Source organism: Methylobacterium isbiliense, assembly GCF_022179325.1.
Lineage (GTDB): Bacteria > Pseudomonadota > Alphaproteobacteria > Rhizobiales > Beijerinckiaceae > Methylobacterium > Methylobacterium isbiliense.
Window position 1 is genome coordinate 1 of sequence record NZ_BPQQ01000037.1, and the last position, 13119, is coordinate 13119.

Consider the following 13119-nt stretch of genomic DNA (forward strand, 5'->3'; position numbering starts at 1 on the left):
GGTCTCGCGCGGCGGACACGTGTGCGGGGGAGAGCCCGGGTCAGTGCCCGGTGGCGTCGCCCCGGCGGCTCGCCTCGTAGAGGAACCACGTGCGCTCCTCGGCTTGGTCGATCCACTCTTCGAGCATGCTCGCGGTGGCGACGTCGTTGTGCTCGTCGCAGAGGTCGTGCAGCTCGCGCATGTGGGTCGTGGTGACCTTGTTGTCGTCGCGCAGCTCGGCGAGCATGTCGAGCGGATCGACGTAGTCGGCGTTGTTGTCGACGATGCGCGCCTTCTGGGCCGCCTGGCCCAGCGAGCGCAGCGTGGTGCCGCCGATCTTGCGGGCGCGCTCGGCCACGTCGTCGGTGACCGCCAGGATCTGGGCCGCCTGCTCGTCGAGCAGCAGGTGATAGTCGCGGAAATGCGGGCCGCTGATGTGCCAGTGGAAGTTCTTGGTCTTGAGGTAGAGGGCCAGGAAGTCCGAGAGCAGCACCGTCAGCCCCTCGGAGATCTCCTTCGAGGCCTCGGGGGACAGGTCGGACGGCGTGTTCAGACGCTCCGCCGGCACGCGCACGCGGGCATCCGCGGCGGCGACCTTGGGCTGCGCGGCCTCGGACTGCGCGGCGCGACCGCGCGATGTCCGGACCGCCGGGGCGGCCTTGGTGGAACGGGCCATGAAGTATCTCCGGATCGTCGGGCGCCTCGCACGGCGCGCCGTTCGCTCGGAAAGTCGAGCGAGGCCGGATTGTTCCCGTCACGGTCTCGTCAGGGTTTGCCTTGCGGCATCAGGTCCGGGGGGACGCCTCCGGCCGCAGGACCCGTTCCGGCTTCGGCGCGCTCGCCGGCGGGGCCGGTTTCGCCTCCGCTACAGGCGGCTTGATGTCCGCCGGCCTGCTGTCCTTCGCCGCCTTCCCCACCAGCGCCGATGCGCCGGCGGCCGCAGCGGGCTTCACCGCCGGGGCGGGGGCGCGCGGGCCGATCGAGGCGGTGGTCGGCACGTCGGGGCTAGCCTTGGCGGGGGCTTCCGCGTCGAGCCCGTAGACGTCGTCGCGGAAATGCGCCCGCCCGTCCGGCGTGGCGTAGCCCGTCAGGTACACGAAGGCCACGGGAACCGGCTTCACGAGCTTGATGTCGCGCCGCTCGCCCGTGGCGATGCCGGTCTCGATCTCGATCGGCCCCCAGACCGTGCCGGGACCGCCGGGGCCGGGCGTGCCTTCGAGGAGCCACGCCACCAGCCCCTTCACCTCGGCGACCCGCACGCAGCCGGACGAATGGAACCGGGCGGTGCGGGAAAACAGCCCCTTGGAGGGCGTGTCGTGCATGTAGACCGCGTGGCGGTTCGGCATGTCGATGCGCACTTGGCCGAGCGAGTTGTCGAAGCCCGGGTCCTGGCGCAGCGTGTAGTTGACCGCCTTCTCGGTCGACCAGTCGATCGCGGTCGGCTGCACCTCGTTGCCCTGCCCGTCGAGCATGCGGATGTGCATCTTGGCGAGGTAGCCCGGATCCTTGCGCATGTGCGGGATGATGTCCTTCTTGATCAGGGACACCGGCACGGTCCAGGTCGGGTTGAAGTTGACGTTGGTGATCCGCGTCTCGACCGCGGGCGAGGCGCGGTCGGGCTTGCCCACCACGGCGACGTAGCGGCGCGCCACCGCGCCGCGCTCCACCGCCTCCACGGTGGCGGAGGGGATGTTGGCCACCACGTAGCGCTCGCCGAAGGCGAAGCGCGAGCCCATCAGCCGCGCCGCCGAGGCCGCGAGCTGGCGCTGGCGGGTGGCGGCCGGCACGTTGAGCGCCTTGACGGTCATCGGGCCGAGGAGGCCGGTATCGGGCAGGCCGTGCCGCACCTGATAGCGCCTGAGCGCCGCGACCAGCGCCTCGTCCATCTGATCGGAAGCCGGGGCGTCGGGGCCGAGATCCTCGGTCAGGGTCAGGTGGCGGCGCAGGACCGGCACGGCGGGGTGCCGCTCGCCGGGCTTGAGCGAGAGGGTTGCCGGCACGCCCGGCCAGCCGCCCGCCTGCACGATCGCCTGGTAGCGGTCGGCCATGCGCAAGGTGTCGAGGAAGGTCGAGGGCGCGAGCGTCGGCGTCGGATCCTGCGAGATCCGCGCCAGCACCACTGGCGGCAGCTCGCGCGAGACGCGCTTGGCCGGGGACGGCTCGGCGGGCTCCGCCGTGGGCGGAGCCGGCGGTGTAGGGGTGGGTTTGCCCGGTTCCGTCTTTACCGGTTCCGTCTTGCCCGGTTCCGTCTTGGCTTGCTCGGGCTTGGCGGGTTCGGTCGGGCGCGGTGCGTCCGCGGGAGCGGCGGCTGCCGATACCGGGGCCTGAGGCACCGGCACCGTCTCGGCGGACGCCGCCGCCGTGAGCAGCCACAGCGCCACCGCCGCGGAGAGAGCCGGCGCGCGGGGGCCGGACGGGAAGGCAACCTGACGCAGCACCATCGCCGGCCTCACGAACGAACGAGGCCGGAGGATCGCCCGGTTAGGGTTACGGAAGTGCTGACGCGCCGGCGCAAACAGCCCCACAGCCGAGCTCGTCCTCGGATGCTCAACCCTGGATTTGCTGACATCGACGCCGGTTGCAAGTACAGTCGGTTACCTTGCTGTGTCTGCCGGTAGTAATTTCAGCTGGTAAGTATGAAAGCAGGTCCGTTCCGGATAGAGAAAGCGGCTACCGGCGTGGCAAAGGGTGGGCGCAGAGCCAGATATCTCGCCCGTGTCAAAAAGCCGGCTGCGACGGTTGCGGCAGACACTTCAACCCCAAATGCCCTAAGTGATTACATGGATCGTCTGATCAGGCTCATACCGGGCGAGGCGCTCGGGGTCTATCTCACGATTCGAGGCTTCTGGCTTGGACCAGAAACAACTGCTACTGGCGGACAGCCTGCAGACAATTTCGTCGACTACCTGCCCGCGATCGGCATTCTCCTGCTTCTGGTCTCGCGTATTCTGGGAACCCGGAACGCGACCGGATCCTTCGCATCCGTGCAGTGGGGCGGCACCTTGCTGGCTGTGATCGCCTTCATCCTGTGGGTTCTCGCCATGGGGCATCGACCGTTCGGCTGGGAACTGGATGGACGCATCACTTCGACTCTAGTCGACGTTTTCTCATTTATGGTCCCGTATGTCTACAAAGGTGAGTAGCAGACATCGTTCTGTGGCCAGCAGAATTATGCACAAAAAATTTTATACAAAGGACGTTCTGACATTTTATGATTATCGCGGGTACCTCAAATCCCTGAGGCGTCCATTTTTGCGATGCTGTCGTGACGGAGGCGCGGTGTGGCAAAGACGATGACGGCGACCGCCGGCAAGCGCGAGGCGCGGAGCGGGCTGCGCGGGATCCACGGCGTCGACAGCATCGGCATCGCCTGGGACAGCCAGGGTCACCCGGTGGTCCGGGTGGATCTCTCCCCCGAGGCGGACAGGGCGGCGGTCGAGCGGTGCCTGTCCGCGGCGGAGGTGCCCTACCTGCTGCGCACGGTCAAAGGGACCGTGACGGCGCTGTGAGGCGCCTCACGGCGCCACCGGCCACGCGAAGAAGCCCCGCCCCTCGCTCTCCAGGTGACGGTTGAGCACCATGCGGTGCACCTCGTCGGCCCCGTCCACGAGGCGGGCCTGCCGCGCGTAGCGGTAGATCCATTCCAGCACCGTGTCCTTGGAATAGCCCCGCGCGCCGTTGATCTGGATGCCGATGTCGGCCGCCCGGTGGAGCAGGTTGGCCACGTGGACCTTCGCCATCGAGACCTCCTTGCGGGCGAAGCGGCCCTGGTCGAGCTCCCAGGCCGCCCGCATGACGAGAAGGCGTCCGATCTCGATGTCCATCGCGAGGCCGCCCAGCATCAGCTGCACGCTCTCGCGGTCGGCCAGCCGCACGCCGAAGCCCTTGCGCTCGGCCGCGTAGCCCTGCGCGATCTCGACGCAGCGCATCGCCAGCCCGAGCCAGCGCATGCAGTGCGTGAGGCGCGCCGGCCCGAGGCGCACCTGCGTCACCTTCAGGCCCTTGCCCTCGCCCGCCAGCACGTCCTCGGGCGCGATCTCCAGCCCGTCGAAGATCAGCTCGCAATGGCCGCCATGCTCCTCCGGCCCCATGATCGGGATGCGCCGGGCGATGTGCCAGCCCGGCTGGTCGCGGTGGTACAGGAAGGCGGTGAGGCCGGTGCGCGGATCGTCCGAGGTGCGGGCGATCAGGATGAAGTGCGCGGCGTCCTCCGCCCCGGTGATGAACCACTTGCGGCCGAAGATGCGGTAGCGCCCGTCCGGCCCGCGCTCGGCGCGGGTCTCGATCATCGAGGGGTCGGAACCGCCGCCGGGATGCGGCTCGGTCATGGCGAAGGCCGAGCGCACGGCCCCCGACACGATCGGGTCGAGCCAGCGCCGCTTCTGCTCCGGCGTGCCGAGCGCCTCCAGCACCATCATGTTGCCGTCGTCCGGCGCCGCCGAGTTGAACACGACGGGGCCGAAGATCGAGCGGTTCATCTCGGTGTAGCAGGCCGCCATGCCGACCTTGCCGAGGCCCTGGCCGCCGGTCTCGGGCTTGAGCTGGAGGCACCACAGGCCCGCCGCCTTCGCCTTCGCGCGCAGGGCGTCGAGGACGTCGAGCCGGATGTTCTCGTGCGGATCGAACGTCGCCCGGTCCGCCTCGACCGGCAGGATCTCGTCGGCCACGAACGCGGCGATGCGGGCGCGGTAATCCTCGACCGTCGGGGAGAGCGTGAAGTCCATGGCGGGGCCTCGGGTTCGGGGCTGATCGTGGCGTGCGGGCGCGGGGACCCGTCGCCGCCGTCTTCGCCCGCGCGGCGGTGATCCGCGCGGATCCGGCATTCTGCGGCGGCGTTTCACCCAGGTGATGGCCGCGCCGCCGGGAGGCGCTAGGTTGAGCGCCAGGAGCGAGGCTCCGGCCGGCGCTTCTGGCCTGTCCTGCCATCCGGCAGCACCCGCCAGAAGACCCGGCCCCCCGCCCGCTCACGGGGTCGGGTGCCCGCTCAGGAGATCGGGCCGGTGTGCTTCTCCAGCAGCGCCCAGGCGTCGTCCCCGAACTTGCCCTTCCACTCCTTGTAGAACCCGGCCGATTGCAGCTTGGCCTGGAACGCCTTGGGATCGACGTTGTGGAAGGTCAGGCCGCGGGCGGCGAGGTCCTTCTCGGTCGAGATGTTGCGCTTGAGCGTCTCCTCGCGCTGGGCGACCGCCTGGGTGTTGAAGTGCTTGGCGATCACGGTGCGCACGTCGTCCGGCAGGCCGCGCCAGATCTTGCCGTTGGCGAGCAGCCAGAAGCCGTCCCACATGTGGTTGGTCTTCGAGAGGTGCTTCTGCACCTCGTAGAGCTTGGCCGCGTCGATCAGCGCGAGCGGATTCTCCTGGCCCTCGGCGATCTTGGTCTGCAGGGCCGAGTACACCTCCGCGAAGTTGATGGTCATCGGGGCGGCGTCGAAGGCCTTGAACATCGACGTCCACATCGGGCTCGGCGGAACCCGGATCTTGAAACCCTTGAAGTCGTCGGGCGTGAGGATCGGCCGGGTTGAGGAGGTGGTCTGGCGGAAGCCGTTCTCCCAGATCCTGTCGAAGGCGAACAGGCCGGCCTTGCTGATCTTGTCGCGCACATGCGCGCCGAGTTCGCCGTCGATCGCCGGCCAGAGCTTGTCGTAGGACGACCACGCGAAGCCGACGCCGCTGATCGCCGCGGCCGGCACCAGGGTCGCGAGGATCAGGGGCGAGAGCGTGAAGAACTCCAGCGCACCCGAGCGCAGCTGGCTCAGCATGTCGGTGTCGCCGCCGAGCTGGTTGTTCGGGAAGACCTTGATGTCGACCTTGCCGCCGGTCTCCTGGCGGACCCCGTCCGCCGCCTTGATCATGTAGATCGTCAGCGGGTGGGTGACCGGGCTGTTGTTGGCGACCTTGAGGTCGAACTCCGCCCCATGCGCGGCGGTGATGCGCAGCACGGCGGGCGCCGCCACGGCGCCGGCGAGGGACATTTGCAGCGCACGGCGGCGCGAGATCGGGGTCATGGCGTCCTCCTGAGGGCCTGCGGCGCGGGCCGCATTGTTGGGCGGACGCATCGCCTGCGGCGCGGGTCCGGCGCCGCGCTTAAAGCACGTTTCGGCCTATCCGACACCGGGAGAAATCGCGCGGCTGGAACCCTTTGGAGCGACCGAGCGGCGGGAACACGCGGACCGGCGGGGGCGATGACCGCGCGGGGGCAGGCCCGCTCCCGTCGGAGCCCCGCATGATCGGCACCCGCACCCACGCCGCCCTCGACTACGCGGTACCCGCCGCCGTGCTGGCCCTCGCGGCCGCGCCGGGGCGCGGCCGGGGCGCCCGCGCGACGATGACCGGCGTCTCGGCCTGGAACTGCGCCTATTCCGTGGTGACGGCCTACGAGGGCGGGCTCGTGCCGGTGATCGGCCTGCGCACCCACCTCGCCTGCGACACGGCGGGCGCCCTCGGGTTCCTGGCCGCCGCGGCGCTGATGCGGCGCGCGCGGCCCGGCGACCGGCTGCTCCTCGGCCTGATCGGGGCCGCGCAGCTCCTCGTGGTCGGTCTGAGCGACGACCGTGCGGGCCGCGATGCGGCAAGGTCCGCACCAGCAAGCCGTGGTTGAACGAGCGCGGGTGCGCCCCTCGATTGCGGGCGTGCCCCACACCGGGACACGGCGGGCCATGCGCAGAACCATCCGCACCACATTCCTCGCGCCAGGACTTTTCGCGCCAGCCGGGCTCGCCGCGCTGGCCCTTCTCGCCGCCGCGGCCGCGGCCCAGGCCGCGTCCTTCGAGTTCGTGCCGGCCCCGCAGGCCGACCTCAACCGGGTCTACCGAGTCGACCGGGCAACCGGTGAGGTCACCTCCTGCCAGTACGGCCTGCAGGAGGGCACGATCGGGAGCACGCTCTGCTTCGGTCCCGGAGAGGGCGCCGGACCGCAGGCCCCGTCCGAATACGGCCTCGTCGCCTCCCGCCACCTGCGCGAGGCGGGGGTCTTCCGCGTCAACCACCGCACCGGCGCGATGAGCATCTGCTACGTGCTCGACGAGGCGGTGGTCTGCACGCCACAGGCGAGCGCCGGGGCCACGGCGACCGCGCGGCCGGGCGCGAACGTCGCGACCGCCCAGCCGCCGCGCCCCTGACGCTTCCACGCGGCGGTGCCGGCGTGCTAGGGCCGGCGCTGCGCCGCCCGACGGCGCATCCCGGTCCCCGAGAGACAGTCGACCGCCATGCTGGCCGCCATTCCGTCCTCCCGCACCGCCGGAGTCCCGGCGTGAGCGCCGCCGCCCTCAAGCGCGCCGCCGCCGCCCGCGCGGTGGACCTCGTTCAGGACGGCATGCGGCTCGGCCTCGGCACCGGCTCGACCGCCGCGATCTTCGTCGAACTCCTCGGCGCGCGGGTGCGCGACGGGCTCTCGGTCGTGGGCGTGCCGACCTCCGAGGCGACGCACCGTGCGGCCGAGGCCGCCGGCATCGCGCTCACCACCCTCGACGAGACCCCGGAACTCGACCTCACGGTGGACGGCGCCGACGAGATCGACGGGCAGTTGCGGCTCATCAAGGGCGGGGGCGGCGCGCTCCTGCGCGAGAAGATCGTGGCGGCGGCGAGCCGGCGCATGGTGGTGATCGCGGACGGCACCAAGCAGGTCGCCACGCTCGGGCGCTTCCCCCTGCCGGTCGAGGTGGTGCCCTTCGGCCTCGGCGCCACCCGCCGGGCGGTGGCGCAGGCGCTGGCGCGGGCCGGCTGCCCGGGCGAGATCACCCTGCGGACCGGCCCGGACGGGGCGGCCTTCCTCACGGATGGCGGCCACCTGATCCTCGACGCCCATCCCGGCCGCATCCCCGATCCGGAGGCGCTGGCCGCCGCCCTCGCGGCCCTGCCAGGCGTGGTCGAGCACGGCCTCTTCCTCGGTCTCTGCACCGGCGCGATCCTGGCCGCGGACGAGTCCGCGGGCGCGCGCCTCGTCACCCTCGGGACGGTCTGAGCATCGGACCGGACTCCCGGCGCCCCGCGCGGGATCCCGCGGGGCCTCCTCGCCCGCGCCGCATTCGCCCCCGAGACCGGCGCCGCCCATCCTGCTTCGGAGCCTGACCATGTCCTCGCGTCGTTCCCAGCCGCTCCTCGCGGGGCTCCTGACCGCAGCCGCCGTCGCGGCGACCGCCTGTCCCGCGGCGGCCCAGACCAAGCCCGCAGCGCCTGCCCAGACCCCGGCCGCGCCGAATGCGCCGGCCGCCGCCGCGATCTCGCCGTCACACCTCGCGCTCGCCAAGGAGGTGATGCTCAATTCCGGCATCAGCCGCTCCTTCGATTCGATCATCCCGGTCTTCGGCGACCAGATCAAACAGGCGGCCGTGACGCGCCCCGACCTGACGAAGGACCTCGACGACGTGCTGCTGAAGCTCGGCCCCGAGATGGAGCTGCAGAAGCAGCGGATGATCGAGACCGCGTCGCGCATCTACGCGCAGCGTCTGTCCGAGGCGGAGCTGCGCGACATCGCCGCCTTCTTCCGCTCGCCCTCGGGCAAGCGCTACGTCGAGACCCAGCCCCTGGTCCTCGACGAGATGGTGCAGGCCATGCAGACCTGGACCCAGGAGGTCTCGGAATACATCATGGTCCGGGTGCGGGCCGAGATGGGCAAGCGCGGCCACCAGATGCAGTAGGGCCATGCCCGACGCGCTGCGCCTGCCCGCCGCGCCCGCACGCGCCCTTGCCGGGCTCGGCGCCCTCCTGCTGGCGGCGCTGCCCGCGTTCATGGCGGCGGCGAACCGGTCCAGTCCGCTCGTCGTCGGCGTGGCGGGCCTCGCCTTCCTGGCGGCCGCGCTCGCGGTGGAGGGGCGCGCGGCCGCCATCGGCCTGCTGCGGCCGCTCGCGACGCCGCTCGGCCTCGCGAGCCTCGCCTTCCTCGGCTGGTGCGGGCTCAGCCTCGCCTGGACCTCGCAGCCGGCGCTCTGGGGACGCACCGCCGCCGAGTTCCTGCCGGCGCTTGCGGGCGCCGCTCTCGTTGCCCGCCTCGCTCCGCCCCATCTCGGCGCCGACCTGCGTCCCGCCCTCTGGCTGCTCGCGGCAGCGGGGGCCTACGTGGTCGCCGACATCGCCGCCGACCTGATCGTGCAGCGGGTACTGGGCCTGCGGGTCGCGGATTTCATCTTCAATCGCACGTCGGTGACGCTCCTCGTCGTCATGGTCCCGCTCGCGGCCCTCGCCTGGGCGCGCGGCCTGCGGGGGCTTGCCCTCGTCGGGCTCGTCGCGGGCGCCGCGGCCGTGACCCGGGCGGCGAGCGCCGCGGCGCTGCTCGGCCTCGTGGTCGCGGCCCTCACCTATGGCATGGCCCGCGTGCTGCCGCGGGCCGGGCTCGCCCTCGCCGGCCTCGGGCTCCTCGGGGCGCTCGCCCTCTCGCCCGTCGAGGGCGATCTCCTGGCCCGGGCGATGCCCGAGGCGCTGCACCAGCGCCTTTCGGGCAGCAGCAGCCACGCGCGGGTGGCCATCGCCCGCGCCTTCGGCGCGGCGGTGGCGGAGGACCCCTGGCGCGGGGCGGGGTTCGGCACCAGCGGGCGCTTCGAGGCCGTGCCGACGGCGCAGCGGCTCGACCCGGATTTCCGCGCGATGCTGGCGGTCGGCCACCCGCACAACAGCTTCCTGCAGGTCTGGGCGGAACTGGGCCTCGTCGGGGCCTGCCTCGCCGCGACCGTGATCGCGCTTTGCCTGCGCGCCCTCGCCGGCTGGCCGCCGCCCGCGCGGGCCGCCGCGCTCGCGCTCATCGCGGGGGCGGCCGCCGTGGCCTTCGTCGGCCACGGGGCGTGGCAGGGCTGGTGGATCGCGAGCCTCGGGGCCGCGGTCGCGTGGCTGCGGGCGATGCGGCATAGTCCCGGACCATCATCAGGGTGAGGAGTGCGGCACGATGGCGGACGAGACCTCGGGCTTCGACGTCGACCTGTTCGTGATCGGGGGCGGTTCGGGCGGCGTGCGCGCGGCGCGGATCGCGGCCGGCTACGGCGCCCGGGTGTGCCTCGCCGAGGAGTACCGGGTCGGCGGCACCTGCGTGATCCGCGGCTGCGTGCCCAAGAAGCTGATGGTCTATGCCGGCCGCTTCGCCGACGAGTTCGAGGACGCGGCGGGCTTCGGCTGGAGCCTGGAGCCGCCGCGCTTCGACTGGGCGACGCTCAAGCGCAACCGCGACGCGGAGGTGACGCGGCTGGAGGGCATCTACGCCACCAACCTGATGCGGGCCGGCGTCGACGTGGTGGCCGACCGCGCGGTGATCGAGGACGCCCACACGGTGCGGCTGGTGCGCTCCGGCGAGCGGGTGCGCGCCCGCGTCATCCTGATCGCGGTCGGTGCGCATCCGGTGAAGGAGCCGCCGATCCCGGGGGCGGAGCTTGCCATCACGTCGAACGAGGTCTTCGAGCTGGAGCGCCAGCCCGAGCGCATCCTGGTCGTCGGCGGCGGCTACATCGCGGTGGAGTTCGCGGGCGTCTTCGCGGCGCTCGGCAGCCGGACCACGCTGCTCCACCGGGGCGACAAGCTCCTGCGGGGCTTCGACGACGAGATCCGCGTGGCGCTCGGCGAGGCCTACGCCAAGCGCATGGACCTGCGCCTGTCGAGCACCGTCCACCGCCTCGACCGGCGCGACGGCGCGATCCTGGCGACGCTCAACGACGGCAGCGAGCTGCTCGTCGATCAGGTGCTGGCCGCCACCGGCCGGCGGCCGAACGTCGCCGGGCTCGGCCTGGAGCGGGTCGGGATCGCCCTCGACGCGGCGGGCGCCATTCCGGTCGACCGCTTCTCGCAGAGTGCGGTGCCGTCGATCTACGCGGTCGGCGACGTGACGAACCGCGCCGCGCTGACGCCGGTCGCCATCCGCGAGGGCCACGCCTTCGCCGACACGGTGTTCGGCGGCCGCCCCTGGGCGGTCGACCACGACCTGATCCCGACCGCGGTGTTCTCCACGCCCGAGATCGGCGTCGTCGGCCACAACGAGGACGTGGCGCGCGCGATCCACGGTGAGGTCGACGTCTACGAGGCACGCTTCCGGCCGATGAAGGCCACCCTGTCGGGCCGCGACGAGCGGGTGCTGATGAAGCTCGTGGTGGCCCGCGCCAGCGACAAGGTGGTGGGCGTCCACGTGCTCGGGCACGACGCGGGCGAGATCATCCAGGCGGTCGGCATCGCCGTGACGATGGGCGCCACCAAGGCCGATTTCGACCGCACCATCGCGGTGCACCCGACCGCCGGCGAGGAACTCGTCACCATGCGCACGCCCGCGGTGGTCAAGCGGCCGGTGGGCGTGGGGTAGGGGGCCGTCCCGCGCGGCGCCCTGCCGGTGTCCCCGCTACGGCACGGTCCCGGCCAGCGCCGCATCGGCGGCACGGGGCGGGGCGCCCGCCCGCAGGGCCCTGATCTCCGGCGGCGGCGCGATCTCCTCCGGCGAGGCGCAGAGGCGGTGGCGGGCCATGAAGCGGCCGAGCGCCGGTGAGGCCGTGAGCATCGCGAGCGGCACCGCCAAGACAGGTCCGGCGAGGAGCGGGGCGAGCCAGGGCAGCAGGCCCGGCGCCACGGCTGCCAGGGCGGCACTCACGCCGAGGCCGAACAGGGTGACGTCCGGCAGCGCCCGCGCGGCGGCCGAGACGGACACGCCCGCCGCGTCCCGGCTCTGGCCGCCCCAGGCGACCCGGCGGCCGAGCGCCAGCCCGGCCATGAACACGCTGAGCCGCACGATCGTGATGCCGTAGAGGAGGATGTTGAACACCGCCTCGATCAAGGTGCCGGCGAGGAAGCGCCCCGTGCCGCCATAGGCGGCCGCGGCCCGGCGCGCCAGCACCTCGGCATAGCCGGCGATGCGGGGCGCCAGCGACAGGCCGAGCCACGCGAGGTAGAGGCCGGCCGCGAGCGGAACCGGCAGGTCCGGCTCCGCAGTCGCCGCCTTCAGGGGCAGGAGGAGGAGCACCAGCACCGTGGCCGGCGCACCGAGGAACATCAGGATCGCCCAGACCAGCTGGAAGCGGCTCACCGGCAGCAGGTCGGGCAGGCCGAGCAGGCGCAGGTACTGCAGGTTGCCCTCGCACCAGCGCCGGTCGCGCCCGAGATGGTCGAGGAGCGTCGGCGGATTCTCCTCGAAGCTCGCCTCCTCGACCGGCAGCACCCGCACCTCGTAGCCGGCCCTGCGCATCAGCACCGCCTCGACTTGGTCGTGCGAGAGGATCGGCCCGCCGAGCGGTCCCGGCCCGAGGGCCGGCAGGCGGCAATGCGCGGCGAAGGGCGCGATGCGCACGAGCGCGTTGTGGCCCCAGAACGGGCCGCACTCGCCCGTCCACCACGCCATCGCGATCGTGTAGGGCCGCATGCCGTGGCGCATGCCGAACTGGAAGACGCGCGCGAAGGGGCTCATCGACGGGGCGCCGACCACCAGCCCCTGCAGGATGCCGAGGCGCGGATGGGCCTGCATGATGCGCACGAGGCGCACGATCGCGCCCCCGCTCATCAGGCTGTCGGCGTCGAGGGGCAGCATCAGCGCCTCCTCGGCCCGGGCGCAGAATTCCTGCAGGTTGCCGGCCTTGAAGCCGGCATTGTCGCGCCGCCGCCGGTAGTGGAGCCGCGCCGCCCAGCCGGGGACCGCCCCCCGCCACGCGGCCATCGCCGCCTCCTCGCGCGCCGCCAGCGCAGGATCGTCGGTGTCGCTCAGCACGTGGACGCTGAACCACGCACCCTCGCCGGTCGCCTCCAGGCCCTGCACCACGAGGCGCAGGCGCGCCAGCGCCCGCTCCGGCTGCTCGTTGCGCAGCGTCATCACCACCGCGGTGCGCAGGCGCAGCGGCTCCGGCGTGTCGCCCGCCGTGGCGACCGGGCAGGCCGACGCCACGCCCGCAGGCCCGGCCCGCAGCAGCAGGAAGCCGATCACCGCGTTCCACAGCCCGAGCACGGTCCAGGGCAGCGCCACGAGGCAGCAGAGGAGGATGAGCCCGTCGAGGGCGCTCCACCCGCCCGCCCCGAGGACGCGGACGAGACCGGCGGCGAAGACCGCACAGGTGGCGAGGCAGAGGAGGACGACGAGGATCCGGCGGCGACGCAGGGTCACGCGGGCTTGCAGCCCCGTCGGCGTCGTGAGAGGAGCGCGTGCGGCGGGGGCGTCCCCGGCCGGCGCCGGGGGGTCAGGGTGCAGCATCGTTCG

General features: G+C 72.5%; 13 protein-coding genes. 8 read left to right on the forward strand and 5 right to left on the reverse strand.

The features are described 5' to 3' along the window. Nucleotides 1-40: 40 nt before the first annotated feature. Nucleotides 41-655, reverse strand: a complete 615-nt coding sequence (locus MFF61_RS16425; RefSeq protein ID WP_238236210.1) for a Dps family protein — start codon at nt 653-655, stop codon at nt 41-43. Nucleotides 656-764: 109 nt separating this feature from the next. Continuing rightward, complete coding sequence (locus tag MFF61_RS16430; protein WP_238236212.1) at nt 765-2420, reverse strand: L,D-transpeptidase family protein; 1656 nt, start codon at nt 2418-2420, stop codon at nt 765-767. Nucleotides 2421-2759: 339 nt separating this feature from the next. On the opposite strand from MFF61_RS16430, the gene MFF61_RS16435 reads away from it, so the two are divergent. Continuing rightward, the gene (locus MFF61_RS16435; RefSeq protein WP_238236217.1) at nt 2760-3122 is read left to right on the forward strand and encodes a PIG-S family GPI transamidase component; all 363 of its coding nucleotides are present in this window, start codon (nt 2760-2762) and stop codon (nt 3120-3122) included. A gap of 138 nt (nt 3123-3260) precedes the next feature. Continuing rightward, nucleotides 3261-3488, forward strand: coding sequence for a hypothetical protein (locus MFF61_RS16440; RefSeq protein WP_238236219.1), 228 nt, complete (start codon nt 3261-3263; stop codon nt 3486-3488). A gap of 6 nt (nt 3489-3494) precedes the next feature. On the opposite strand, the gene MFF61_RS16445 is transcribed toward MFF61_RS16440, so the two are convergent. Both MFF61_RS16445 and MFF61_RS16450 read right to left on the reverse strand, forming a co-directional pair. Next, complete coding sequence (locus tag MFF61_RS16445) at nt 3495-4703, reverse strand: acyl-CoA dehydrogenase family protein (RefSeq protein ID WP_238236220.1); 1209 nt, start codon at nt 4701-4703, stop codon at nt 3495-3497. A gap of 260 nt (nt 4704-4963) precedes the next feature. Beyond that, nucleotides 4964-5983 (reverse strand): TRAP transporter substrate-binding protein, encoded by a 1020-nt coding sequence (locus tag MFF61_RS16450; protein ID WP_238236222.1) that lies wholly within the window; start codon nt 5981-5983, stop codon nt 4964-4966. 218 nt (nt 5984-6201) lie between these two features. Between MFF61_RS16450 and MFF61_RS16455 the strand changes: the two genes are divergently transcribed. The 6 genes from MFF61_RS16455 to gor all read left to right on the forward strand — a co-directional run bounded on the left by MFF61_RS16455 (nt 6202) and on the right by gor (nt 11247). Beyond that, the gene (locus MFF61_RS16455; protein WP_238236223.1) at nt 6202-6576 is read left to right on the forward strand and encodes a hypothetical protein; all 375 of its coding nucleotides are present in this window, start codon (nt 6202-6204) and stop codon (nt 6574-6576) included. Nucleotides 6577-6634: 58 nt separating this feature from the next. Then, nucleotides 6635-7096, forward strand: coding sequence for a hypothetical protein (locus MFF61_RS16460; protein WP_238236224.1), 462 nt, complete (start codon nt 6635-6637; stop codon nt 7094-7096). A gap of 131 nt (nt 7097-7227) precedes the next feature. Then, entirely contained in the window at nt 7228-7938 is a 711-nt protein-coding gene (gene rpiA / locus MFF61_RS16465; protein WP_238236225.1) for a ribose-5-phosphate isomerase RpiA, read from the forward strand. A gap of 109 nt (nt 7939-8047) precedes the next feature. Further along, nucleotides 8048-8614, forward strand: a complete 567-nt coding sequence (locus tag MFF61_RS16470) for a DUF2059 domain-containing protein (RefSeq protein WP_238236226.1) — start codon at nt 8048-8050, stop codon at nt 8612-8614. Nucleotides 8615-8618: 4 nt separating this feature from the next. Beyond that, complete coding sequence (locus MFF61_RS16475; RefSeq protein WP_238236227.1) at nt 8619-9839, forward strand: O-antigen ligase family protein; 1221 nt, start codon at nt 8619-8621, stop codon at nt 9837-9839. A gap of 13 nt (nt 9840-9852) precedes the next feature. Then, on the forward strand, nt 9853-11247 hold the full coding sequence (gor, locus tag MFF61_RS16480; protein WP_238236228.1) for a glutathione-disulfide reductase: 1395 nt from the start codon (nt 9853-9855) through the stop codon (nt 11245-11247). 36 nt (nt 11248-11283) lie between these two features. On the opposite strand, the gene mdoH is transcribed toward gor, so the two are convergent. Continuing rightward, nucleotides 11284-13113: a glucans biosynthesis glucosyltransferase MdoH gene (gene mdoH, locus MFF61_RS16485; RefSeq protein WP_283206006.1), complete on the reverse strand. Its 1830-nt coding sequence runs from the start codon at nt 13111-13113 to the stop codon at nt 11284-11286. Nucleotides 13114-13119: the final 6 nt, after the last annotated feature.